General features: G+C 44.0%; 21 protein-coding genes and 2 tRNA genes. 13 read left to right on the forward strand and 10 right to left on the reverse strand.

What is annotated here, in order from left to right:
• The first annotated feature begins 18 nt into the window (after positions 1–18).
• The 4 genes from JMX82_RS10765 to JMX82_RS10780 are packed head-to-tail and all read left to right on the forward strand — an operon-like array spanning position 19 to position 2,699.
• Positions 19–330, forward strand: coding sequence for a putative signal transducing protein (locus JMX82_RS10765; protein WP_227676648.1), 312 nt, complete (start codon positions 19–21; stop codon positions 328–330).
• Entirely contained in the window at positions 331–1,242 is a 912-nt protein-coding gene (locus JMX82_RS10770) for a class II glutamine amidotransferase (RefSeq protein WP_201540536.1), read from the forward strand.
• Positions 1,243–1,266: 24 nt separating this feature from the next.
• Positions 1,267–2,208, forward strand: a complete 942-nt coding sequence (locus JMX82_RS10775) for a hypothetical protein (RefSeq protein WP_201540537.1) — start codon at positions 1,267–1,269, stop codon at positions 2,206–2,208.
• A complete protein-coding gene (locus JMX82_RS10780) occupies positions 2,208–2,699 on the forward strand; it encodes a hypothetical protein (RefSeq protein WP_201540538.1) in 492 nt (163 codons plus the stop codon). Before JMX82_RS10775 ends, JMX82_RS10780 begins: the two co-directional genes overlap by 1 nt.
• Positions 2,700–2,702: 3 nt before the next feature.
• Here JMX82_RS10780 and JMX82_RS10785 read toward each other — a convergent pair whose 3' ends face one another.
• A complete protein-coding gene (locus JMX82_RS10785; RefSeq protein WP_201540539.1) occupies positions 2,703–3,293 on the reverse strand; it encodes a YchJ family protein in 591 nt (196 codons plus the stop codon).
• A gap of 45 nt (positions 3,294–3,338) precedes the next feature.
• Complete coding sequence (locus tag JMX82_RS10790) at positions 3,339–4,055, reverse strand: metal-dependent hydrolase (protein WP_201540540.1); 717 nt, start codon at positions 4,053–4,055, stop codon at positions 3,339–3,341.
• 460 nt (positions 4,056–4,515) lie between these two features.
• Here JMX82_RS10790 and acnA point away from each other — a divergent pair, with 460 nt between their 5' ends.
• Complete coding sequence (gene acnA / locus JMX82_RS10795; RefSeq protein ID WP_201540541.1) at positions 4,516–7,314, forward strand: aconitate hydratase AcnA; 2,799 nt, start codon at positions 4,516–4,518, stop codon at positions 7,312–7,314.
• Positions 7,315–7,427: 113 nt separating this feature from the next.
• On the opposite strand, the gene JMX82_RS10800 is transcribed toward acnA, so the two are convergent.
• Both JMX82_RS10800 and JMX82_RS10805 read right to left on the reverse strand, forming a co-directional pair.
• Positions 7,428–7,886: a hypothetical protein gene (locus JMX82_RS10800; RefSeq protein WP_201540542.1), complete on the reverse strand. Its 459-nt coding sequence runs from the start codon at positions 7,884–7,886 to the stop codon at positions 7,428–7,430.
• 32 nt (positions 7,887–7,918) lie between these two features.
• On the reverse strand, positions 7,919–8,572 hold the full coding sequence (locus JMX82_RS10805; RefSeq protein ID WP_201540543.1) for a LysE family translocator: 654 nt from the start codon (positions 8,570–8,572) through the stop codon (positions 7,919–7,921).
• A 284-nt stretch (positions 8,573–8,856) separates the two neighbouring features.
• On the opposite strand from JMX82_RS10805, the gene JMX82_RS10810 reads away from it, so the two are divergent.
• Entirely contained in the window at positions 8,857–9,156 is a 300-nt protein-coding gene (locus JMX82_RS10810) for a hypothetical protein (RefSeq protein WP_201540544.1), read from the forward strand.
• 170 nt (positions 9,157–9,326) lie between these two features.
• Here the strand turns inward: JMX82_RS10810 and JMX82_RS10815 are convergent.
• The 4 genes from JMX82_RS10815 to gltX all read right to left on the reverse strand — a co-directional run bounded on the left by JMX82_RS10815 (position 9,327) and on the right by gltX (position 11,804).
• Positions 9,327–9,402, reverse strand: a tRNA-Glu gene (locus JMX82_RS10815).
• 149 nt (positions 9,403–9,551) lie between these two features.
• Positions 9,552–9,627, reverse strand: a tRNA-Ala gene (locus tag JMX82_RS10820).
• Between the two features lie 122 nt (positions 9,628–9,749).
• On the reverse strand, positions 9,750–10,115 hold the full coding sequence (locus JMX82_RS10825) for a hypothetical protein (RefSeq protein WP_201540545.1): 366 nt from the start codon (positions 10,113–10,115) through the stop codon (positions 9,750–9,752).
• A 159-nt stretch (positions 10,116–10,274) separates the two neighbouring features.
• Positions 10,275–11,804: a glutamate--tRNA ligase gene (gene gltX / locus JMX82_RS10830; protein WP_201540546.1), complete on the reverse strand. Its 1,530-nt coding sequence runs from the start codon at positions 11,802–11,804 to the stop codon at positions 10,275–10,277.
• Between the two features lie 514 nt (positions 11,805–12,318).
• Between gltX and rsmH the strand changes: the two genes are divergently transcribed.
• The 7 genes from rsmH (at position 12,319) to JMX82_RS10870 (ending at position 22,061) form a co-directional block, all read left to right on the forward strand.
• Positions 12,319–13,323, forward strand: a complete 1,005-nt coding sequence (rsmH, locus tag JMX82_RS10835; RefSeq protein ID WP_413786773.1) for a 16S rRNA (cytosine(1402)-N(4))-methyltransferase RsmH — start codon at positions 12,319–12,321, stop codon at positions 13,321–13,323.
• Between the two features lie 245 nt (positions 13,324–13,568).
• Positions 13,569–14,066, forward strand: coding sequence for a cell division protein FtsL (locus JMX82_RS10840; protein ID WP_201540547.1), 498 nt, complete (start codon positions 13,569–13,571; stop codon positions 14,064–14,066).
• Positions 14,063–16,171, forward strand: a complete 2,109-nt coding sequence (locus tag JMX82_RS10845; protein WP_201540548.1) for a peptidoglycan D,D-transpeptidase FtsI family protein — start codon at positions 14,063–14,065, stop codon at positions 16,169–16,171. Before JMX82_RS10840 ends, JMX82_RS10845 begins: the two co-directional genes overlap by 4 nt.
• 71 nt (positions 16,172–16,242) lie before the next feature.
• The gene (locus tag JMX82_RS10850; protein ID WP_201540549.1) at positions 16,243–17,952 is read left to right on the forward strand and encodes a UDP-N-acetylmuramoyl-L-alanyl-D-glutamate--2,6-diaminopimelate ligase; all 1,710 of its coding nucleotides are present in this window, start codon (positions 16,243–16,245) and stop codon (positions 17,950–17,952) included.
• A gap of 281 nt (positions 17,953–18,233) precedes the next feature.
• A complete protein-coding gene (locus tag JMX82_RS10855) occupies positions 18,234–19,694 on the forward strand; it encodes a UDP-N-acetylmuramoyl-tripeptide--D-alanyl-D-alanine ligase (RefSeq protein ID WP_201540550.1) in 1,461 nt (486 codons plus the stop codon).
• A 3-nt stretch (positions 19,695–19,697) separates the two neighbouring features.
• Positions 19,698–20,816, forward strand: a complete 1,119-nt coding sequence (gene mraY / locus JMX82_RS10860) for a phospho-N-acetylmuramoyl-pentapeptide-transferase (RefSeq protein WP_087813657.1) — start codon at positions 19,698–19,700, stop codon at positions 20,814–20,816.
• Positions 20,817–21,089: 273 nt separating this feature from the next.
• On the forward strand, positions 21,090–22,061 hold the full coding sequence (locus tag JMX82_RS10870; RefSeq protein ID WP_320158777.1) for a putative RNA methyltransferase: 972 nt from the start codon (positions 21,090–21,092) through the stop codon (positions 22,059–22,061).
• 67 nt (positions 22,062–22,128) lie between these two features.
• Here the strand turns inward: JMX82_RS10870 and JMX82_RS10875 are convergent, their stop codons facing one another.
• Together JMX82_RS10875 and JMX82_RS10880 are read right to left on the reverse strand one after the other, a co-directional pair.
• On the reverse strand, positions 22,129–23,652 hold the full coding sequence (locus JMX82_RS10875) for a phospholipase D-like domain-containing protein (RefSeq protein WP_201540552.1): 1,524 nt from the start codon (positions 23,650–23,652) through the stop codon (positions 22,129–22,131).
• Positions 23,653–23,824: 172 nt separating this feature from the next.
• A complete protein-coding gene (locus tag JMX82_RS10880) occupies positions 23,825–24,619 on the reverse strand; it encodes a YdcF family protein (protein ID WP_201540553.1) in 795 nt (264 codons plus the stop codon).
• Positions 24,620–24,719 lie beyond the last annotated feature (100 nt).

Genomic DNA, 24,719 nt, shown 5'->3' on the forward strand with positions numbered 1-24,719 from the left:
ATCTAAAAGGAATTTATCATGACCGATCAAGTTGATAACTGGCACAAACTGGCACGCTACGACACCAATATGCAGGGTGAACTGCATGCCAATCTGCTGCGTAACAATGGTATTACGGTGTCTCTGCAACCGCTGAGCGCAATGCCGGGTATGAATTCTGGGATTGTGCTGTGGGTACAGGATACTGATTTGGCGCATGCACAGCGCATTTTAGCGAATATTGACACCGATGGGGCAACGCCTTATGAGATGTTTGATGAAACGTCCGCAGCCAAAATTAACCCTACTTTAAATTCTGCACAAGACGACAATAACGGTGGTGAAGTATAAATGTGTCAACTCTTAGGAATGAACTGCAACACCCCAACTGATATTGGCTTTAGCTTTGCAGGTTTTCGTCGTCGCGGTGGCATGACCGATAGCCATGAAGATGGTTTTGGCATTGCATTTTTTGAGCGCAGTGAATGCGCTAATAATAATGATGAATCGGCAAATGACTCAACGGGGCTGCGCTTGTTTCATGACAATCGCCCAAGCCATTTATCGCCCGTGGCTGATTTGGTTAATAACTATCCAATTAAAGCGATGAATGTTATCGCACATATTCGTAAAGCAACCCAAGGTCAGAATTGTTTGGCGAATACCCATCCTTTTGTCCGTGAAGTCTGGGGCGAGCAGTGGGTATTTGCGCATAATGGACAGATGAATAGCGAATTTATTAAACGCTGCCAGCGCCTGCAAGAAAATGGTAATGCCTCACATTGTCAGCCAGTCGGTTCAACCGATTCTGAGATTGCTTTTTGCTACCTTGTTAATCGTTTAAAAAGTAGCTTTAAAACTCGCCCTGATGACCAAACGCTGTTTAACTTTTTGACCACTCAATGTCGTTATTTATCCGCCAATGGGTTGTTTAATTGCTTGATATCAAATGGTAGCTGGCAATTGGCTTATGCGGGGAGTTTATTGTTTTATCTCACGCGTCAAGCGCCGTTTGGTGAGGCGAAATTGGCAGATGATGATTTGGCGATTAACTTTGGCGATGTGACGACAGATACCGATAAAGTGACGATACTAGTGACAGTGCCATTGACTGAAAATGAAAAATGGCAACAGTTAGCCGTCAATGAATGTCTGATATTTCAAGATGGTGATGTTATTTATAAAGACAGCCCAAGTCAGCGGAAGTTTTTGACGATTGATGAAGGGATTGCGGTGGCACGGGCGGTTGGGGCGAGTGTTTAGGGTTTAACTTTTGTAGAGAAAGATATGAGAACTAGTGAAAGTACGTTTTACGTTTTTAGATACTCTTTAGTGAAAGAACAGCAAGAAACTTTGATTCCTGTCAATTTACCTACTATTAAAGGGGATGCTATTAAAGTAGCAGTTACAGATGATAGAGAGTGGATGGATAAAAACGTAAAGTTTAGTTTTGTAGGGTTCAGTGATTCTATTAGAAGAGAGAGTAAGGAAACAAATAAGCGCTCAAGTATCCTTATAGGAAAGTTAGCTAGATTAAAGAAAACGAATGTTGGCGAGAAGATTCCAGGCGATATTGTTAATAGCGTAGAAGACGATTGGATTCCAGTTATAGTAATATTCGATACAGTTGAACAATTAATTTTTGTTCAAAAAAGCTCTAAATTTGGAGATGTAAAATATATTGCTAAAAAGCTACAGAAAGGATTATTTGATCCAATTCTATTAAACTATAATTATAGGGTTTTTGTTGAACCTATACCTGTTAAAGGCGAATTTTGGCATGCCGTTAATAAATATAATAGAATTTATGAACTTAACTTAACCTTGATTTCTCCTAATATTTTAGAAACTAACAAAAAGGCAAGAAGTGCTTTAGAAGCATTGCATAGCTTGTATTCTCAAGATAAAACAGAAATTAAGATGAAAAGTGAGTCTGGAAATTTAAAAATCCCTGAACTACCTACCGAAGATTATGTAGAGTATATCGAAGAAGGCGAGGGTGAATGGAAACTTAAAGTCAATGATAATGGTGTTAGAAAAATAATTTCAAGTGCTTCGTTGACAGAAACTATTGAACTTCCTGTGTATAAGAATGTAAATGAAGTTTTACTAAATAGCCAATATGAGCTTGATGTGCAAGAGGTGCAGGATTACGATAACGTACAAAGTAGGGTAGCAACAAAGCTAACAGATAGGATACTAGATTTTATCAAGCGTAGACATGATTAATGCAAAAGTTAATAACAATCTTTTTAATCACTTTTGTTATAGTATTAGTATTAATTACTTTTACTAGCGGAAATATTTTACCAGTATTTTCGAGGTTGTTTGAAGGCTATTTTGCTATATTAACGGTTTTCGGTGCTACATCTATAGCTTTTTCGAATTACTTAGATACTGTCATACGAGATATTTCTGAAAAGAAGAAGTTAGAAGATTTAGAAGCCTATTCAAATGTAGTAGATAGTTTCATCGATTTAAAAAATGAATTAATATCAAACGTTCTCCTGTTTGTCGGATTAATAATTGCTAACTATATCCTTCTAGGAGTTGTTGATCTCAATATAAATATATGCATTTTGGGAATAAAAGTAAATTGGATTATCGGTAGTGTCCAACTTTCTCTATTTGTCGTAGCTACATACATAGTTTATAACCAAATCTCGTCTTTCAAAACAGCTAACGAATTTAAAAGGGTAATACTTAAAGGCGAGAGCTAACCATTAACCCAAATACATCCCACAACACCGCTTAAACTTCTCACCCGACCCGCAAACACACGGCTGTTTCTGCGTGACGTTTATAGTGACGGTCGGATCTAAAAAGTACCAATACTCCTCATTATTGATTTTGTCTGTCACCTTCACAAAGGCAGACAATTCATGATGCGCCTGCACTTTCTCTTCTAAAGTACTTGCATTATTAGTTGACTTGAAATAAGCCTTAAACTCAACTTGCGCATGGCGTTTGCCTAGCTTTGGCATGTGCGCTACGATTTTTAATCCTGCCCAATTTGTCTCTTTTGCCCACGATTCAATCGCGTTAATATCTAGCAAGCCTTGCTGCGCGGGTAGCGTAGTCTTGACGATATAGTCTGGCTTAATCAACACAAACGCACTATAGCGCGTGCGCATGAGACGTTCGGCTGTCTCCGCTTTTATACCATCTGCTTTGCCAACCTCACCATTACAAAGAGCATCATTATAAACAGCCTCATGATAAGGCTGACAGCAATCTTTATACAGTAGTGGTGAGCTGATAGCGCTTGATGATGGATGAATTTGGCAAGGGCAAACGTGTAGATTAGGTTGCATGTTTTATTCTCATTTTCGCTTGGGTTTTACTGCTTTACCGTATCTTTATCGCAGCATGCTTTTTATCAGTTCTGGCAATATGCCTACTTTTAGCTGTGCCCATGGTGCTGGGTCGCGCAGCTGCTGCCAAAATGTATCAAACGGCGGGGCAAAATAGACCAACATGGCGAGCAGTGTATATAGTAATAAATACCACCACTTATCTTTAGGCTGATAAAACTTCATCGCTGTACCTGATGAGCGCTTCATTTTCATATTCGATAAGTTAACACTATATAGCTCGTCCAATGTTAAATGCACTAGCGCGCCACCGAATAAAAATAAACCGTAAAACCAGCTTGCCGTCAGTGGAAGGTGCAAGACGTAGTAGCTTAAATAAGTCAGCCCCAAACCCAAAATTGCCACATAAGGCACGGAGTGAATCACGCCGCGATGCACGGTCATGTTGGTAAAAATAGAGAAAACCACATAACGCATAAAGCCGTAGCCTGCTAGCCATAATGCAATCAGGGCGAGCAAACTCAGCTCACTGCGCCAATGCATGACCAAACCAAAGGCAAAAATAAACGAAGTAATATTAAACCCAAGTTTAATCGGTGTGGAGTTGTCAGAATCCAAATCGGGAAGTAGCCCACCGATGGTGCCGAGCGCCACGCAAACTAAAAACCCCGAGTCATCAATCAATCCCGCTTTATAAACTGTCAAACTGAGTGTACCACTGACCATAAATGCAACATTCAGGTGGGTGTTAAAATTTGCCATAAAAACTCATCAATAAGTAGCGCGCGAAACGATTGTTTCGAGGCGTTTGCCTAGCGGTAAAAAAGCGCACCATAATAGCATAGCGCAGCCAAACGTCTAAGAGATAAGGCTCGTATGCAGCGACTGGTTTACCCACTACCTTTGATTCTAATATGTCTTTGGAAAATATATTGATACTTAATAATAGAACGTTAAACCCTTGTTACGTTTACGATTATGCCACGATTTGACAACGTCTAGACGTTAACAAAGCGCCGCCGTTTTGTTATGGTAAAAGAGCGTTATTGTTAAGTCCTAAAGAGTCGCTTAGCTATTTTGTTAACTCAACTTTATATTCTACTGTGTCAGATAATAATGATTTTGAATACAACTCTTACAATCATCTATTTAGCCACCAATCCTCAGCATAAACCTATAACCGTTTGGGCTTAGGATTTATAACAACGATAAGGAAGCTACCATGAGTGATATTTTTAATGTAAAAGACACCATTTCGGTCGATGGCAAGGAACATGCCTATTACAGTTTGCCAAAGCTGACCGAAACTTTTGAGCACATCAGCAAATTACCATTTTGCATGAAAATCGTCTTAGAAAACCTCTTACGTAATGAAGATGATGGTCAATCTGTCGGCAAAAACCATATCGAAGCCGTTGCTAACTGGGATGCAGGCGCAGAAGCGTCAAAAGAGATCGCCTTTATGCCAGCCCGTGTGGTCTTGCAAGATTTCACTGGTGTGCCGTCAGTTGTCGATTTGGCAGCCATGCGTGATGCCGTGGTTGAGCTTGGCGGTCGTGCTGAGCAAATTAACCCATTTATCCCAAGTGAATTGGTCGTCGATCACTCTGTACAAGTCGATGCTTATGGTCGTGAAGATGCGCTTGATTTGAACGAAAAAATTGAATTTAAACGTAATAATGAACGTTATGAATTCCTGCATTGGGGTCGTAATGCGTTTAAAAACTTTGTGGTCGTACCACCAGCGACGGGTATTGTGCATCAGGTTAACCTTGAATACTTAGCTCGTGTTGTAATGGCTGCTGATGTCAATGTTGATGGTAAAAGTGAGCTGACGGCTTATCCTGATACGGTGTTTGGTACGGACAGCCACACGACGATGATTAATGGTATTGGCGTGCTTGGTTGGGGCGTGGGCGGTATTGAAGCGGAAGCGGCAATGCTTGGCCAACCGTCATCGATGCTGATTCCACAAGTGGTCGGCTTTGAGCTAAAAGGTAAACTCACTGAAGGCGTTACGGCGACGGATTTGGTATTGCGTGTGGTTGAAATGCTAAGAGCGCATGGCGTGGTTGGTAAATTCGTCGAGTTTTATGGCGAAGGCTTACATAGTATGCCACTGGCGGATCGTGCGACGATTGCCAATATGTCGCCAGAATATGGGGCAACCTGTGGTATTTTCCCGATTGACCAAATGGCGATTGATTATCTGCGTCTATCAGGTCGTGAAGAAAGCCAGATTGAGTTGGTCGAAAAGTATGCCAAGGCGCAAGGCTTATGGCACGATGCCGATACCCCAGCGGCGACTTATTCAAGTAAATTAGAGCTTGATTTATCATCGGTACAGCCCGCACTTGCCGGTCCGAACTTGCCACAGCAGCGTATCAATTTATCTGATATGCACGAAAAATTTGGCGAAACTTTAGAAAAAATGACCAAAGACCGCAAGTCAGAAGTCGAAGGCAAGGTACGCTTTGATGAAGAAGGCGGCGAGCAAGAGCAAGCGGATAGACTCTACGCTAAGCCTAATGTTTTTTCTGACGTCAATATCGATGATAAGAGCCATAAATTGCGTGATGGTTCTGTCGTTATCGCAGCGATTACCTCATGTACCAATACCTCAAACCCTGCGGTGATGATTGGCGCGGGCTTGGTGGCGAAAAAAGCCGCTGCAAAAGGTCTAAAAGCCAAGCCTTGGGTCAAAACTTCATTAGCTCCCGGGTCGAAAGTCGTCACCGATTATCTTGAAAAATCTAAGTTAATGGACGAGCTTGAAAAAACAGGCTTCTATTTAGTGGGTTATGGTTGTACCACTTGTATCGGTAACTCAGGACCGCTCTTAGAATCGATTGAAAAAGGTATCGAAGAAAAAGACTTAGTCGCTGCTGCCGTGTTGTCAGGTAACCGTAACTTTGAAGGTCGTATCCACTCGCACGTAAAAGCGAGCTACTTAGCGTCACCACCACTCGTAGTTGCTTATGCGCTGGCAGGTACGGTTGATATTGATTTAACGACGCAGCCGTTAGGACAAGATCAAGATGGCAAAGATGTTTTCTTAAAAGATATCTGGCCAACGTCAGATGAGATCAATGAGCTGATTGCCAATAATATCGACGCCGATATGTTCCGCAAAAACTACGGCGAAGTGTTTGACGGTAGTGCCGCATGGAACGCTATTAGCTCAGCCGATAGCCAGTTGTATCCGTGGAGCGAAGCGTCTACTTATATCAAAAACCCACCGTTCTTTGATGGAATGACCATGGAGCCAGAAGGTATTCCTGATATTGAAGGCGCACGCATCTTAGGGTTGTTCGGTGACTCAATCACCACTGACCATATCTCGCCAGCGGGTAATATCGATCCAGACTCGCCAGCAGGTAAGTACTTGCAAGAGCGCGGTGTGATGCAAGCCGACTTCAATAGCTATGGCTCACGCCGTGGTAATGACGCAGTCATGACACGTGGTACTTTCGCCAATATCCGTATCAAAAATACCATGATGGCTGGCAAAGAGGGCGGTTATACTTATTACTTTAACGGTGATAGTGCCACGCTTCAAGACGGCGAAGAAATGGCCATCTATGATGCGGCAATGAAGTATAAAGAAGACAAGCGTCCGCTCGTGGTACTTGGCGGTGCAGAATATGGCTCTGGCTCTAGCCGTGACTGGGCAGCGAAGGGTACGATTTTGCTTGGCGTAAAAGCAGTATTGACTAGCTCGTTCGAACGTATTCACCGCTCAAACCTCGTCGGTATGGGTGTGTTGCCATTGACCTTTAAAGACGGTGAAAATGCTGATACCTATAAACTGGACGGCTCAGAAGTGCTTAGTATTACAGGTCTAGATAATGGCGAAAGTAAGACCGCCAAAGTCACGGCCACACGTGCCGATGGTTCGTCTGAGAGCTTTGATGTCAATGTGATGCTCCAGACGCCAAAAGAGCGCGAGTACGTGCGTCACGGCGGCGTATTGCACTATGTGCTACGTCAGTTAGCTGCTGAGAGCAAAAACGCAGCGTAATAGTCAATTGAGCTTAGAATGATAAAAAGCCCAATCCCAGTCAAAGTAGGGGATTGGGCTTTTTTATTATCTGGGAAAAGGGAAACACGTATCTGCAAATCTATTTCAATGAACTATCTAAAGTTTTCATTCCAGCTCTCCTTAAATATTTTATTTAAGAATGCTTCTTTATTGATACTGCCGTCATTGTTTAAGCAGGTCTTATCGACAAAAAGATAATTCGTCCAACTGATATCAGGAGACAGTTCATTGATTTCATTTACGATATCAACTTCACTAATTTCAGAGAAATCTCTAATAACAAGTTTTTGTGCCAACTCTAAAATGCGACTTTTTGTTTTATACTCATGAGAATTTGGATACTCAGAAATTTTATCAAAAAATTTCTCATAATGGATACTTAAGTCTTCGTTTACATATTCATCACTCCAGAATATATAGTCACTCCAAAATGGGTCAGGAGACAGTTTGTCTAGTTCACGCTTTATTGCTACTTGCCTTGACTCTGAGCATGGAGTATTAATTAACTCTTCAAGTAATAAAGTGATTTTTTGCTTAGTATCATCGTTCATTATTATTTCCTCTGCTATTGATTCCAATGGTTTCAACCTTTCTCAGTCAACAGCCTAATTCCCAAGCTAATAAATACCACACCGCTTATCTTGTTTAAAATGGCTTCGATAGAGGGCTTTTTTCTCAGGTTTTCACTGAATTTTGACGCCAATAATGCTAAGCATAAGCACCATATAAAGCCAGTGACAGCAAAGGTCAGTCCTAAAATGACGAACGACACCATGCTATAAGCATAACTGGCATCGATAAACTGAGGGAAGAACGCCAAAAAGAATAATGCAACTTTTGGATTAAAGGTATTGGTGAGCACACCTTGCTTATATATTTGCCAGTGATCTAAAGGCTGAACGGGCTTTGGCTTCTCGTCATCCTGCAAACTCGCGGCTATCAAAGGCGGTTGTTTACTTATGAGCATTTTGACGCCTAGATAGCACAAATAGCTGGCACCAATATATTTTACGAGCATAAATGCCGTGGGGGAGTTAGCCAGCAACACGGACAATCCTAGCGAAGCCAGTAGCGTATGCACCAGAATGCCTGAAGTAATACCCAACACAGAATAAAACCCTGCCGTTTGCCCCTGCGAAATACTACGGGTAATGATGTACATGCTATCCGTGCCTGGGGTCAGGTTTAACAAGATAGCTGCCATGATAAACCCTAGATAGTTCTCAATCCCGAACATGGTTAAAACTTCCTTGTGTTAAGCCTAAAAATTTGTATGTTATAAAGTATTTATACATTCTATAAAATTCTTATAGGATTGATGGTAGCGAGGATCGTAAGAGTTGGCAATACAATAAATCATTCAATAAATACTGATATTAGAAACCATAAAGTAGGTTATGGCTTCAGTCTTTCTCAAAATCAATAAAACGTAAATATCTTATAAAATCGCAGATACCGCAATGTGAACTCTGATAAGATATCAGAGATTAATAAGACATTTGTTGATAATAAGGATTTGAGATGAAACGTTTGGCTTATACCATTGCTGTATCTGTTTTGGCCATGACTGTTGGGATAAATGCCGCGCATGCCGAGAGAGTTTGCAAAGTAACAGATCCGACGGGTACTCCACTAAACATTCGCGACGAGCCTAATGGCAAGATTATTAATAAGCTGCGTAATGATCGCGAGGTGTATGTCACAGATACTACTTATGATAGTAAAAATCGTCCGTGGGTATATTTAGAAGGCTATTACAAGGGCGAATACAGGCATTGGGGCTGGGCGATTAGAGAGTTTGTCTCTTGTTATGATCGTTGATATATTAATTTCAGCTTATCCAAACCATAATGAACTGGATATAACAAAATCAACAGACATAAAAAATCCCAGTCACCGTATGATGACTGGGATTTTTTATTGTTCGCTTATTAGTCTAACCTGATGCTTAAAGGTGTTAAGCAAAAGTGCTAACAAGTGACGCCGAATAGTGGCGTCCCCAGGGGGATTCGAACCCCCGTTACCGCCGTGAAAGGGCGGTGTCCTAGGCCTCTAGACGATGGGGACGCATAGAGTGTTATAACCAAAAAGGCTACAACGGTACTTCACAATATCAGATAGCTTAATAAATAAGCATTGCCTAGGTGCTGATATCATCCTACTAGCGAGTATTTATGGTTACGTTTCAGTAGTACTGAGCGTTGCAATAAATAGTATGGTGGAGCTAAACGGAGTCGAACCGTTGACCCCTTGCATGCCATGCAAGTGCTCTACCAACTGAGCTATAGCCCCTCGCTAAGAGTGTGCGTATTTTATGTAAGAGCGGCAGTCTTGTCAACTACTATTTTAAAAATAATGCATAAATATTCGAAAAAAAGCGTTTAAAGCTATTTTAGCTACTTAATAAGCCCAAATTAGCGTGGATTTTGCTTGATAGCAATCTCTTTAATGGCTTTATCGGTAAAGAATTCTTCTTCCCTGCCGTCTGGAAAAATAATGGCACAACATTCTGTGGGGATATATTGCCCCCCTTTTTGTTGTACTGTGCTGATTCCTTTAAAGCCAACGATGTCAGATTCTTTCAATCGATCGACATTATGATTGGTATAACTGCAGTAAGTGGTGTATATCCACTTTAAGTCTTCAAAGTCCTGACCCTTTGTCAGGGTAAGTTTTGCATCACAAAGCTCTTTTACGATAGCATCATAGTATTTCTGTGCTTCTTTGAGCGTGTTAAAGACATAGTCTTTGCTTTCTATCGTGACGGTTTTGGCGGCCATGTTTGTTTCCAGTTAAAAGGTTTGATAAAGGATATTTAATAGTTGAAGGGTAGTAGTACCTATTAATGACAAAAAAAGGGTCAGAATTGACCTGACCCTTCTAAATTCATAAATTTCAGCTAATCGACTGTTTAGTAGATAAGTTATTCAGCTGCCAAACTATTCAGCTGCTAAAAAATCTGGCAACTCTGCCGCTTGTTTCTCAAGTTTCTTCAGTTTCTTTTTACCTAAGCCGCCAAGTACGTCAATCGCATGACGCAAGCGAGTCAAGGTCATATCAGCGCCGATAATTGCCATAGAATTCATGACTGGCGTTGATGAGGTGCTACCAGCGATAGCGATAAAGAACGGTGCCATAAAGTCACGCATTTTAATATCAAGATGGGCAGCAAGACCTTTTAGCGTGGCGTAAATATTTTCTTCCGTCCACGTTGGTAAGGTTTCTAGCTGCCATAATGACAGTTGTAGCATATCCATGATTTGTTCAGGGGTGAGTGATTTATGGGTAAAGCTCTCAGCATTGATATTAGGTAAGTTCTGGAAATAAAAGCCACCCCAATTAACTGCATCAGATAACAGCTCAATACGAGGCTGAATTGCCGCTGCGATAGCCGTAAGCTTGTCACTGTTATTTGCCCAATCGAGGATTTTGTTTTTTAACTGTTCAGGAGTAAGCGCACGCAACCATTCTGCGTTGAGCCAGTTCAGTTTTTCGATATCGAAAATAGGGCCGCCAAGTGACACACGCTGAATATCAAAGCTGGCAATCATTTCTTCTAGGGTAAACTGTTCAGCTTCGTCAGGCATAGAGTAGCCCATACGACCAAGGTAATTTAGCAAGGCTTCAGGTAGCACGCCGGCATCACGGTAATACGTGATAGAGGTTGGATTTTTACGCTTAGACAGTTTTGATTTGTCTGGGTTACGCAGTAGTGGCATATGGCAAAGTACGGGCATCTCCCAACCAAAATACTCATAGAGCAGCTGATGCTTGGGTGCAGAGTTCAGCCACTCTTCACCGCGTAGCACATGGCTGATGTCCATCAAATGGTCATCGACAACGTTGGCTAAATGATAAGTCGGCATGCCGTCGGTTTTTAGCAGCACTTGCATGTCGACTTGTGTCCAAGGAATCTCAACCGTACCGCGTAACATGTCATGTACTTGACAGACACCTTCGGTAGGCACACGCATACGAATGACATGAGGTTTGCTCTCACTGACCAATTGCGCAGTTTTCTCAGGGGCTAAATGGGCACAGCGACCGTCATAACGTGGCGTTTCACCATTGGCCATTTGCGCAGCTCGCATGGCATCGAGCTCTTCGCTGGTACAAAAGCAGCGGAATGCATGATCGTTTTCTATGAGCTGCTCAGCGTGCTTTTTGTAAATATCACTACGCTCACTCTGACGATAAGGCGCGTGCGGGCCACCAATATCTGGACCTTCCGCCCAGTCGAGACCGACCCAACGCAGCGCACCCAAAATCATTTTTTCAGATTGTTCGGTTGAGCGCGTTTGATCCGTGTCTTCGATACGTAAAATAAATTCGCCGCCGTGGGCTTTAGCAAAAGCTAAATTGAATAGGGCAATATAAGCGGTGCCGACATGCGGAAAGCCAGTAGGCGATGGCGCAATGCGGGTGCGGACAGGGCGCGTGCGGTTAGTTGAAGTCGATGATTGCATCATAAAATTCTCAGAATAGGCTAGTTAATGAATATGGCTGTGAAAAATGAAAAAAATAGCAGTGAAAAATGCTAATAATAAATATGAATAACACGTTTGAATAAAAAATACGGATGAAACAATAGCCGTCAATGTAGAAAAATAGCGTAAAATATAGCGCTAGTATAACAGAGAGATGGAATATTTTTAACGAAATGCCCGTCTAGCGCTTGACTACCCGTGTATCCTTGCGATAATAATGTTAGACAAGTCATAACTTGTTTATTTTCATCTGATTTTTCACTCTTACTGACCAAAATGGTCGTCATCTACTGAGTCGTTTGTGTCCATATTGAATAATAAGCCAAAAAATACGCCGAATACTAAGCAAGATTCTAAAATAGATTCTTCTCTAGCCACTGTTAATGCTGCATCAGCGGCTGAGCTGTCTGCTGTGGAAAACGATTTTGTGGTAGAGAATGACTCTACTAATCAGCCGACTCAAGAGTCTGTCACGGATAAAGCCAGCTCTGGTGAATTGAGCTTTGTTCATGACGCGGTGCTATTGCAAGAAACCGTCGCGGCAGTGCTGGGTGTCAAAGCGCTACCAAAGCAAACAGACGATGCAGAACAAAGCAGCGACAACCAAAATAGCTTGCAGATGAGTGGCATCTACGTTGATGCAACCTTCGGGCGTGGTGGTCATAGCCGACTACTATTAAGTCAGTTGGCCGATGACGCAACCTTGATTGTTTTTGATAAAGATCCAACCGCTATTAGCGTTGCTCGCGAATTGGCAAATACCGATAGTCGCGTAAAAGTGGTGCACGATAGTTTTGCGACGTTGACGGATAGTCTAATGGCAATGGGAATCACTCAAGTTGATGGCTTAATGGCAGATTTGGGTATCTCATCGCCGCAAATTGATGATGGCAGTCGCGGTTTTAGTTTTATGCGTGATGGTGCAGTTGATATGCGTATGGATACCAGTCGTGGGCAGTCGGTCGCTGAGTGGTTAGAAAAAGTCGATGATGAAACCTTGGCCAATGTGCTTTATGATTTTGGCGAAGAGCGTCATAGTCGCCGTATCGCCCGTGCTATTAAGCAGATGGACAGTTACGACTCTACTTTGGCATTGGCTGAAGTGATTAAAGTGGCGCATCCTAATTGGCAGCGCGGTAAGCACCCAGCGACTCAAAGTTTTCAGGCGATGCGCATTTTTATTAACAATGAGCTTGGCGATGTTGACGACTTTTTAGAACAAAGCATTCCGATTTTGAAAGCAGGCGGGCAGCTGGCAGTGATTAGTTTTCACTCGTTAGAGGATCGCCGTATCAAGCAGTTTTTGCAGCGTCATAGCAAAGGGCAATATCCAGAGGATGAGAATTTGCCGATGCCGCCCAAGCGTCCACGCTACTTTAGCAAGCCTAAACGCGTGGGTCCAAGCAAAGCTGAAACCAGTCAAAATCCACGCGCGCGTAGTGCGTGGTTGCGCATGGCGACTCGTACTGATACCGACTATTTACCCAGTGTCGAGCAATGACAGAGGTAGCGTGATGTTATAGAGAGGGTGTTTGGCTACGTTGCTGGTGATTGGTTGCCGTCAATTAAGTAGGATAGAAAGTCTGAATACTTACGCGGCTGTTAAAAATCTGTAAACATTATCTGCTAGGCTCGGCTGTTCCTTTTTCGTTTGGTTTTACTTTATTGATGGTTCTGTACAAAGCGTCTTACCGCTCTAAAACAGTTGCCAATTTTCATACTTGAAGTCCACTTTTTGAGAGCGTCATGGCAATATCTGACAAACCTGCAAACCGTCGTGCTGCAATGCCGCATAACACCGATATCGGCGAGCTATTTGTGCGCCGATTTAATGTGGTTAGTATCTATGTAGTGGTGCTATTGCTGTTAGCAGTGGCGATTGTGTGGAGCGGTATCAAAACAGCCGAAGGCGTTCAGCAATATCATCAGGATTATAAAACCTTGCAAGACATGAAAAAACAAGAGCGTAATCTGCAAGTCGAACATCAGCGTTTGCTCATTGAACAGCAGACTTTTAGTGCGACGCCGCAAATTGCTAGCCGTGCGGTGGCTGAACTGGGTATGTTTTCACCGACGCTAAAAGATAAGCTCATTATCCAACCGGGTGTTGCCACAGCACAGGTGCCAGTCGTTGATACTGACTCAGATGAGGATAAGTCTGACGTTATCAAACCACGAGCTGCTACGGATATATCGCCTGACGCTCCTATCACCGATGCCACGGTAGCGGAGGCAGGACAATGAGTGATAAAAAACCTAATGCCAATAGCGGCAAAACGACCGCGAAAAATGCGAATAAAAAGCCAACTAGCGGTAAGGTCACTAAGCCCTTACGTCCTGCCAGTGCGGCCAAATCGGGACAAACAGGCAGTACGGCTGAAAAAAAATCCTCTGGCAACCGTAAGGCTAAATTGTTTGATCGATTGAAAAAGAGTGAAGAGCAAGGCGCTTATACCAGTGTCAAAAACCTGAAAAATAAAAGAGGGTTTTTGGGTAAAGCGTCTGGCGCTTCCTCTCGCGGCGGTTTTGAGCAAGACAAAAACCGTTTCCGTACTATTTGGGTCATTGCATTGGTTGTCTTGGGTTTGCTGATAGCCCGTGCTTATTATTTACAAGTTGCCAATGCCCAGTTTTATCAAGACAAAGGTGATGAGCTCATCACTAGCGTGCGCACGCAAAAATCCTATCGCGGTATGATTACCGATCGCAATAATTTGCCACTTGCAGTCAGTGCACCACTGGCGACGGTCTCCTTTAGTCCGCATGATTATGCGCGCGAATATTACGAGCTTAAGCGTATTATTATCACCAATCCTGAGAGTCCACAGCTGGTTGCGCGTATGCAAAAGCGTTTGGATAATATGGATCTGACCACGCTTGCAGCTGCTGCGAATATTTCGGTCACTGAGCTGAAAAAAGTTACTGCTATCGACGATAGTATTGATGTAACCGATGAAGCAGCAGTTAAAGCAGCGCTGCCATCGGGTGCAGGCTCGCACTATTTGCCGCTACTGAATAAAGTGACGCCTGAGATTGCCCAAAGTGTCAGCACCCTTGATTTTCCTGGCGTCTATGAAAAAAACTTTTTCCAACGTTATTACCCGCAGCCACAACCAAACTCGCAACTATTGGGCTTTATGGGACAAAATGTCAGCGATCCTGAAGGTGGTTACGAAGGTCGTGCTGGTATCGAACGCCAATATGAAACTGAGCTGGCAGGTGATGATGGTAAAGTGTTGGTGCTAAAAGACGCCAAACAAAACAGTTTAAAAGAAATTAAACAGATTGAACCAGAAATACTAGGTAAAGATGTGGCGTTGACCATTGATTCGCGCCTGCAGTATTTGCTTTATAAAGAACTAGAGAAAGCAGGGCGTTTGCAAAAAGCACGCTGGTCAACAGGCATGATTGTTGATGTGCAAACGGGTGAAGTGCTTGCCTTGTCAACATGGCCATCCTTTAATTCTAATAACCTGAATGAGATGACCGGTGAGAATCAGCGTAACCGTGCGCTACTCGATGTCTTTGAACCCGGTTCAGTCATGAAGCCATTTACCGTTGCAGCGGCTTTAGACTCAGGAAAATATACTGCCACTACCTTGATCGATACCAATCCTGGCTCTATCCGTGTCCGTGGTTATACCATTCGTGACCATAATAATTTAGGGCGGATCACGATGGCAACGCTATTACAGAAATCTAGTAACGTCGCCTCGACTAAGATTGCTTTGTCTTTACCAGCTGATGGCATTACCAATATGCAAAAGCAATTTGGTTTTGGTTCAAAGACACCGCTACAGTTCCCAGGGGAAGGCAGTGGGCTGGTGGTCACGCCAAAAGAAAAAGAAACATCAAGACGTGCAACGGTCAGTTATGGTTATGGTCTACAGGTAACATTGGCTCAGGTCGCGCAGGCTTATTCGGCGCTGGCGGCAGGCGGTGTGATGCACCCATTGACCCTCATTAAAGATGACAAGCCGCAGCCAAGCAAGCGTATCATGGCACACGAGCAAGCGATGTCTATCGTACAAATGATGGAAAGTGTCACCGAACCGGGTGGTACGGCTAAAGGTGCTGCGATTGATGGTTATCGTGTCGCTGGTAAAACAGGGACGTCGCGCCGTATCAATCCAAAAGGTGGCTACTATACTGACCAATACCGCAACGTTTTTGCGGGTATGGCACCAGCGTCCAACCCTAGGCTGGTCGGTGTGATGCTCATCGAAGACCCGCGTGGTCAGATTTATGCTGGTTTAACAGTCGCGCCAGTCTTTCATAATGTCATGAAAGAGGCGCTGCGTTTATACAATGTACCCTTAGATAAGCCGTTAAAAACGGAAGATTTATAGCCTTAAACGTAAGTTTTTTAAGTGTTCAGTTTTTAACTATTTGATGTGTTTTAACCGTATAGGATTTGCCAATGACCCTGTCACCCTCGTCGCCAAGCATCACCCCAGTCACCTTGCAGCAGCTGACTGAATCTAGTAGTAGCAATAGCAGGCATGGTGTAGGTATAGAGCAGGCGTTGCAAAAACTATCGACTCAGACGACATTGATTGGGGCGGATTCAAAACCAATCAATTCGTTTCTTGATATTCCATTCCTGCAGTTTCGTTTAGACAGTCGTCAGCTAGAGCCGAATGATGTGTTTGTGTTATTAAAAAGCCACATACCAAACTGTCAAAAAAGTCGCGACTACCTCTATCAAGCCGCTGAAAATGCGGCTTTTATCCTATCAGAAATAGATCCTACGGCTTTGCTTAACACGACTAGTGTATCAAATCATGCCGATATCACTTTACCAAATGATAGTACTGCTAAAGCGCAGCAGCAATTAGCAGCACTGCCTTGCCTCGTTTTACATGTGCCCAATATTCGTGATTTTTTAGGAACGCTCATTCAAGCACGTTTGCAATATCAGCAGCCCGTGACCTTGCCAACGGTGGTCGCGGTGACGGGCACCAATGGCAAAACGACTATCAGTCAATTGGTGGCGCAATTGACGCAGCTGACAGGTATGAGCAGCGCAGTCATGGGCACAGCAGGTAATGGCAGGCTTGGTGCTTTGGTGCAAGCCAGCCATACCACGGGCGATGCTTTAGCAGTTCAGCAATTTTTATATCAAATGGGTACAGAGAATGCTGAGTTATTGGCATTGGAAGCCAGCTCACATGGTTTGGATCAGCAACGTTTACAAGGTATGCCAGTGTCGGTGGCGATTTATACCAATCTTAGCCGTGACCACTTAGACTATCATGCCGATATGGAAGAGTATGCAGCAGCAAAAGCTAGACTGTTTGATAAAGCGCATTTTCCAGATTTGACACACGCTATCATTAATATCGATGATGAATATGCCCAGATTATGATTGACACCGCAGATGCCAGTGATTTAACGGTCTGGACGTACAGTTTAGAATCATCAAAATCTTCGACCTTTGTTGCGGCTGAAATCAGACCAAGCTTACAAGGTGTCGAGATTACGCTACGTACTGATTTAGGCGATGGCGAAGTTAATCATTTAGATATCGTCAGCCCATTACTCGGGCGCTTTAATGTTGCCAATTTGCTTGCCGCAATGGCAGCTGCTGTCGCTTTAGGCATTAGCCTTGAGCGTATTGCCGCAGTGGTGCCGCAGCTACAAGGTGCGGTTGGGCGTATGCAGCGTGTGCCGTCTAATGATGGCTGCTTTATCGTTGATTATGCGCATACGCCAGATGCCTTAAGCCAAGTGCTTGCCAGCCTAAAGACCCATTGTAAAGGCCAACTATGGGCAGTGTTTGGCTGCGGTGGCGACCGTGATGCAGGCAAGCGCCCATTGATGGCGCAAGCAGGATTGGTGGGTGCCGATAAAGTCGTATTGACGGCAGACAATCCACGTACCGAAAACCCAAATATGATATTGCAAGATATGCAAGCGGGCATGACGAGCGAGCAATATCAACGTGCCCATATCGAACCGGCGCGCCAAACCGCCATCGAATATGCCGTCAATCAAGCAGCGCCTGATGATATCGTTGTTATCGCGGGCAAGGGTCATGAAACCTATCAAGAAATTAACCATGTTCGTTATGATTTCGACGACAGTGTTATTTTGCAAAACGCCTTAAAACAAGCAGGGCGTGTATAGCATTTATAAATAATAGCGCTTACAGTTAGTTTTTCATGCTATCTAAAAACTATTAGGGTGTGTCCTCATTTTAAAGATGGTGATAAAAATGAGATAAATTGCCGTCAAACAAGGAAAGTAGCGCAAATAATATCGAGATATTAATAAGCTGGTTGACGATGTTTGGCAAAATTTAGCCATTTCTAGTCCATTTAGATAATAATCGATTGAATTGAGGACACGCCCTAGTCGTTAACTATAAAAAATAAATAAGTAGTCATCATATATATAAGGTAATCATTATGACAGCCGACAACGATAACAGCATTCAGTCGCAAGGGCTGTATGTTTGGCAAGCAGACAATCTGCTCGCAGCAACCGCAGCACTCGATGGGCATTGGCAGCTGAGTGACGGACAATCCGACTCAGAAAACACTTCAGTAAATGAGGTAATGAGCACTCGTATCGCCACCGATACCCGTACGATAAAACCTGGTGATATATTTTTAGCGTTATCGGGTGATAATTTTGATGGTCACGATTATATCGATACTGCCATCGCGAAAGGTGCGGTTGCGGCTATCGTCGCCCGCCCTATTGCTACGGCTGATGCAAATAGCATTCCGCAGCTAGTAGTGAGCGACACCCGTTTGGCGCTAGGACAATTGGCTGCGTATCGTCGTCAACAGCATCAAAATTTAACCGTCATTGCTATTACTGGCTCTAGCGGTAAGACCACCTGTAAAGAGATGCTGGGTAGTATCTTTGGCAGACTTGCCCCAACGCTTATCACGCGTGGCAACCTAAATAATGACTTGGGTGTGCCGATGATGTTGCTCGAATTATCCGACCATCATCGCTATGCCATTCTAGAGCTTGGCGCAAACCATATTGGCGAAATTGCTTATACTACCGAGATTGTAAAGCCAGATGTCGCGTGTATTTTAAATATTGGTACGGCGCATTTGGGTGAGTTTGGTAGCCGTGAAGGGATTTGCCAAACCAAGGCTGAGATTTACCATACCTTGAATGACAGCCAATTTGCGATCGTTCCTGATAAAGATGATTTTACCAATCAATTACGCCGTATCGCTGAAAAATATACGTCACACGTGATTGGCTTTGGTAATACTGATGTCAGTGCCAGCCATTTAGATGTCGAGCCTGAGCGCAGTGAATTTAAGTTGCATATCGGCAATCAAGTCCATGATATCAACTTGCCACTAGCGGGCGAGCACAATGTTAATAATGCTTTAGCCGCTGCTGCTTGTGCCCATGCACTGAATATCGACATCAGCGATATCGTCGTCGGGCTTGAAAATGCGCGTCCTGCTAAAGGGCGCTTGAACAGTCAGCTGTTAGGCATGCATCGACTGATTGATGATACCTATAATGCCAATCCGCATTCGGTGCGAGCGGCAGCGAAAGTATTGGCGGCGCAAACGGGCACGCAAGTCATGGTGCTGGGTGATATCGCAGAACTGGGGGAGGCGGCGGTTAGCGAGCATCAAAGCTTGGGTCGTACGATCGCGACAACGGGCATCAATGTGCTGCTGTGTGTTGGTGAATACGCGCCTTTTACCGTGGCGGGTGCACAAGAGGTTTCTGATATCAATGCCCATGCGTTTACCGATAAAGACAGTTTATTGGCGTATTTGAAGCCGTATTTGCAAGCGCAGCAGGCGCAGCCTTGTACGGTGCTGTTTAAAGGTTCTCGTTCCATGCAAATGGAAACCCTTATCAATGCGCTAATCGAGGAGTAGGCGGTGTTAGTTTGGTTGTTTGGCTGGCTTGGCCAGTATTACACGCCGTTTTCTGCGGTTTCTTCGTTGACGCTGCGAGCGTTACTCGCGGTCATTACCGCCCTCGCATTTAGCATGTTTTTTGGTGGCCCTGTCATTCGACGTCTGCGTGCACTGAAATATGGCCAAGCGATTCGCAATGATGGTCCGCAATCGCATTTGGCGAAAACTGGTACGCCGACCATGGGTGGAGTGCTGATTTTAAGTGCGATTGGCGTGTCCACCTTACTATGGGCGCGTTTGAATAATCCGTACGTTTGGATATTGCTCATTGTCATGATTATCTTTGGCGCGGTCGGCTGGGCAGATGATTGGCTAAAAATTAAGTATAAAGATCCCAAAGGCTTAATCGCTCGTAAGAAATACTTTTGGCTCTCTATGGGTGCTTTGTTCGTCGGTGTGTCTTTGTATTATATCGCCACCTTGCAGCCAGATATTGCGACCACGCGTGAGATGCAGGATTTGCTGCTACCGATTTTTAAAGATTGGATGATTCCTTTTTCGGCAGTGCCATTTGGTATTGGCTTTATTATCTTTACCTACTTTGTGATTAATGGTGCTTCTAACGCCGTCAACTTAACCGATGGCTTGGATGGTTTAGCTATTTTGCCCGTGGTCTTGGTCGCGGCAGGTTTGGGCGCAATGGCTTATGTATCAGGTGATGTACGCTTTGCTGATTACTTGCATGTGCCTTATATTGCCTATAACTCCGAGGTTCTCATTGTCTGTGGTTCGATGATTGGTGCAGGGCTTGGTTTCTTATGGTTCAATGCCCATCCAGCCCAAGTATTTATGGGCGATGTGGGGGCGCTTGCTCTCGGGGCGATGCTCGGTACGATCGCCGTTATGACCCGTCAAGAAATCGCTTTTGCTATTATGGGCGGTCTATTTGTCGCCGAAGCATTATCGGTCATGCTACAGGTTGGCTCGTATAAGCTGCGTAAAAAGCGCGTCTTTCGCATGGCACCATTGCATCATCACTTTGAAGAAATTGGCTGGAAAGAGACGCAAGTGGTGGCAAGGTTTTGGATTATTGCCATTATTCTTGTCATCCTTGGGCTCATGACCTTAAAACTGCGTTAATACAGCCATATCGCTCGAACATTAATATGAATATCATGTACGCAAAAGCCATCTCACTTTAGTTGAGGTGGCTTTTTTTGTTGCTAATAGTTTGGTTGCTAATAGTTTGGTTGCTAATAGTTTGGTTGCTAATAGTTTGGTTGCTAATAGTTTGGTTGCTGATAGTTTATTTTTCGCATTTTCTTTCCTGTATTGTTTATCGCGCCTTTTATCACGCAGTAAGCCTGAATTTTGTTAAAATGGCAGCCATATTGCGATGACGTTGAGATACTTGTGAGCTTATTTATTTGTCCCCTTTGCCAATCACCATTACAGTCTGCCGCAGATACGTGGCGCTGCGATGGCAGCTTGCACCCAAAACACACGGCTCATCCATTTGATGTGGCACGTCAGGGTTATGTTAATTTATTGCCCGTGCAACAAAAAAAATCCAAAGCACCGGGCGATAGCCAGCAATCAATCGATGCGCGCAAACGGTTTTTAAACGCCGGACATTATCAGCCATTGCAGACGCTTATTTGCCAAAAAATGAGGGAATTGTTGGCGAAAAATGAGTCGGTCGCTGATTCCGCAATTGAGCCGATAACTAAAAAGGATAGCAAGGCAATCAATTGGTTGGATATTGGCTGCGGTGAAGGTTATTACACGCAAGCAATGGCACAGACAGGCATGGATACGCTCATCGCCGCAGATATCAGTAAACCTGCTGTGGTAGAGCTTGCGAAAGCCAGTAAGGTAGCGGGGCGTCTTTGGTATCAGCAAGTTAAAGACAGTGTTACTAATGCGACAGCCAAGTCGGCAGTCATCTATCCGCTTGTTACCAGCGCTGCCCATTTGCCGTTACGCGCGCATAGCATAAAGGGTATTAGCAGTATTTTTAGCCCTATCTTGCCAGACGCGTTCAATGAGGTATTGACTGCAGACGGTTATTTAATCATTGCCAAGCCAGATATCGGGCATCTAGCGACGATGCGCGAAGCGTTATTTGATAACGTCCGCGAGCATGATTCGGATAAGTTTTTGCATGAATTGGCCCCATATTTTACGCTAATGGGTACGGAGCATGTCAGTACCGAGATGACGTTGTCAGCCGCTGATTTGGCTGATTTGATGACCATGACGCCTTATGCTTATCGCGCGCTTAATGAAAAAAGACAGGCGCTACTAGCAGCGGTCGAAACAGAATCCTTTACGACGCAAGCTAAGTTTGTCGTTTATATTTTGCAGAAGACAGCTGCTGAATAGAATCGCTTAATGTCATTAGCCCGTTTAGATATGATCAATTGAATTGAGGACACGCCCTAATAATGGGTTATAAGACAGGTCCCATTGTGGCGACAATGTTATTCCAGATTTTATAAGATAACGGCCAGTTTTCAACTTGCTCACGAGTGACCTCTTCAGAATCAGCGATATACTGGTATTGTCGCTCAACGATATCCGCTGTGAGCGTTTTATCGCTAAACACAATGTTGTTTTCATAGTTCAAATCAAAGCTACGCAAGTCTAAATTGGTCGAGCCAATCAGACTGATTTCGCCATCGATGGTCAAGGTTTTTGCGTGTAATAGACCGGGTTTATATTCGTAAATATTGACCCCCGCTTCAAGCAGCTGCCAGTAATAACTGTGGCTGGTAGCAGCCACGACTATTGAGTCGTTATTCTTTGGGAAAATCATGGTTACTTGTACACCGCGATAAGCGGTCGCACACAAAATGCTAACGAGCGAATAATCAGGCACAAAATAAGGCGTTGAGATAATCAGGGTTCGTTTTGCCTGACCAATTAAGACACCTAAAAATTGTGGCGTGGTGCTGCGTCGTTGGGTAGGACCATCAGAAAAAACCTGTGCAGCAAAGCCTTTGGGCGGCAATGTGACTGGTAAAGGTAGCGGTGATGTTATTGGTAAAGGCTTATCAGTTTCTGGCTGTGGGGATTTTTGTTGCTTTAGTTGAGGGTCAATAAAATAAGGAAAGCTGTCAAGCGGCGTATCAGGATTTTCAGTCAGCCAATCACTGGCAAATAACATCTGATTCTGTGCCACCACTGGTCCTTCGACCCGCAGCATAATGTCTACCCACGGCGCAAATTTTGGCTTTACACGAAACTCAGGATCGGCGCAGTTGCGACTGCCACAGTAGCCGATTTTGCCGTCAATAACCGTAATCTTGCGGTGATTTCGCAAGTCAATCCGGCTAAACATGAGTACCTTTAAAATATTACTAATTGGTAGGGCAACACTGACTTGTACGCCAGCTTCTATCATTTCCTGCCATATCTTTGAGCCGACCATTTTTCGTGAGCCCATACCGTCAACCATTGCTCGGCATATGACGCCGCGCCTTGCCGCTCGTATGAGCGCTTGGGCAGTATCGATTCCCATACCATCGATTAGCCAAATATAATACAGCACATGAATATGATCGGTCGCTGCATCAAAGTCGGCAATCATACGTTTGCGCGTCTCAGCCGCATCTGCCATTAGCTCTGCGTGATTGCCCACCGTTGTATGATAGCCAGTTGCATTGGCAGAGTAGGCAAAGGCCGCTTGGTATTCAGGTTTGATGGTCTCCGACAAAGCGATGTCATCACCAAGTACTTCGGGACTATGTGCGCTTAATTTATCGATGATTTCTTTACGTTTGCGCGTAAAATCGCGTCCTAGATGCACCTCACCAAACATCCAATAAATTACAACCCCCAGATAAGGCAAAATGAACAATATGACAAGCCAAGCAAGCCGAGCGGGCGAGGTCAGATCATGGCGCGCAAGCACTCGCAAAGAGATCAGTATCAGTAGCATAAAATGAACAGTTAAAAAGATATCCAATAGCATAATGCGCTCCATCATTATTATTTTTATTTGCAGTATTTATCAGCGGTTCTTACTGATTATAACGCACTGTAAAATTACCACCGTTTTGATTGGTAAAAATAGCAATGCGGCAACGTTGGAGCTATGATACTTAGTAGTAAGCTTGTTTAAGCTGGTGAAATATACACCCCCATCAATATTCTCCTAACAGCCAACCACTGACAAAGGCAAAATACTCGCGAAACCAAGCGTTGTAACGAATGGATAAAGGCGTGGGACTGGCGACGGTGATCGGTTGTGTATAACCCTGATGTCGCGCAATGCTGGCCGCGCGAATGCTATGAAAGTCACTGGTAACGATGGCGATAGGATCAGTGATAGACAGCCCTTTTTCTTCTAACAACGCTCGGCTATTAGCGAGGTTTTCTTCCGTACTGGTACTTTTGCCTTCTTGTAAAATGCGTTCGAATGGCACGCCATGTGCCTCATGCAAATACGTGGCCATGATATCGGCTTCGCTACGTGTACGCTGAAAACCAACGCCACCACTGGTTATCACCAAAGCATCTGGTTGTGTCTCGATAAGGGGCACAGCGGTGTCCAAGCGCTTGGCGAGCGTCGGTGTCGGCTTACCTGCAACCGTGCCGGAGCCTAATATAATAATCGCTGCCACTGTCGGTGCAGGCTGCTGGCTAAGCGCAATCTGCTGTTGTAATGACCAAATAAATAGAACGAAGCTCAACAACCAAAGTATAAATACAGCCCATAACCCATACCAAAGGCGGTTAAAGCCATAATGTTGGCTGCAAAACCTGCGTATTGCATGCCAAAAAATTCCATGTATGACAAAAACTATGCCGACTAAAAAAGGTACAACCGAGCCGAAGTTGACTTTACCGACGACCATCAATGCAGCGCAATCGATGATAAGTATGATGCCGATAACAGATAAGAGGCCACGAATAACGGAAATTAAACCTTTAGACATAGTGAAAGACGCTTTTATTCAAGCTTAGATTAACAAATGAAGTGCAATTTCAAAGAGCAGGTGAAAAAGAAGCCTAGATGCGCTAGCATCAAAGCTACTA

It is taken from the genome of Psychrobacter sp. 1044 (genome assembly GCF_904846525.1).
In the GTDB taxonomy this organism is placed as follows: Bacteria; Pseudomonadota; Gammaproteobacteria; order Pseudomonadales; family Moraxellaceae; genus Psychrobacter.

Coding starts and splice junctions, on each gene's coding strand:
- JMX82_RS10845 (WP_201540548.1), top strand. CDS start 14,063: ATGAGTGATAAAAAACCTAATGCCAATAGCGGCAAAACGACCGCGAAA.
- JMX82_RS10880 (WP_201540553.1), bottom strand. CDS start 24,619: ATGTCTAAAGGTTTAATTTCCGTTATTCGTGGCCTCTTATCTGTTATC.
- JMX82_RS10780 (WP_201540538.1), top strand. CDS start 2,208: ATGCAAAAGTTAATAACAATCTTTTTAATCACTTTTGTTATAGTATTA.
- JMX82_RS10775 (WP_201540537.1), top strand. CDS start 1,267: ATGAGAACTAGTGAAAGTACGTTTTACGTTTTTAGATACTCTTTAGTG.
- JMX82_RS10825 (WP_201540545.1), bottom strand. CDS start 10,115: ATGGCCGCCAAAACCGTCACGATAGAAAGCAAAGACTATGTCTTTAAC.
- JMX82_RS10840 (WP_201540547.1), top strand. CDS start 13,569: ATGGCAATATCTGACAAACCTGCAAACCGTCGTGCTGCAATGCCGCAT.
- JMX82_RS10770 (WP_201540536.1), top strand. CDS start 331: ATGTGTCAACTCTTAGGAATGAACTGCAACACCCCAACTGATATTGGC.
- JMX82_RS10765 (WP_227676648.1), top strand. CDS start 19: ATGACCGATCAAGTTGATAACTGGCACAAACTGGCACGCTACGACACC.
- gltX (WP_201540546.1), bottom strand. CDS start 11,804: ATGATGCAATCATCGACTTCAACTAACCGCACGCGCCCTGTCCGCACC.
- JMX82_RS10805 (WP_201540543.1), bottom strand. CDS start 8,572: ATGTTCGGGATTGAGAACTATCTAGGGTTTATCATGGCAGCTATCTTG.
- JMX82_RS10785 (WP_201540539.1), bottom strand. CDS start 3,293: ATGCAACCTAATCTACACGTTTGCCCTTGCCAAATTCATCCATCATCA.
- acnA (WP_201540541.1), top strand. CDS start 4,516: ATGAGTGATATTTTTAATGTAAAAGACACCATTTCGGTCGATGGCAAG.
- JMX82_RS10800 (WP_201540542.1), bottom strand. CDS start 7,886: ATGAACGATGATACTAAGCAAAAAATCACTTTATTACTTGAAGAGTTA.
- JMX82_RS10790 (WP_201540540.1), bottom strand. CDS start 4,055: ATGGCAAATTTTAACACCCACCTGAATGTTGCATTTATGGTCAGTGGT.
- JMX82_RS10855 (WP_201540550.1), top strand. CDS start 18,234: ATGACAGCCGACAACGATAACAGCATTCAGTCGCAAGGGCTGTATGTT.
- JMX82_RS10875 (WP_201540552.1), bottom strand. CDS start 23,652: ATGCTATTGGATATCTTTTTAACTGTTCATTTTATGCTACTGATACTG.
- JMX82_RS10810 (WP_201540544.1), top strand. CDS start 8,857: ATGAAACGTTTGGCTTATACCATTGCTGTATCTGTTTTGGCCATGACT.
- JMX82_RS10850 (WP_201540549.1), top strand. CDS start 16,243: ATGACCCTGTCACCCTCGTCGCCAAGCATCACCCCAGTCACCTTGCAG.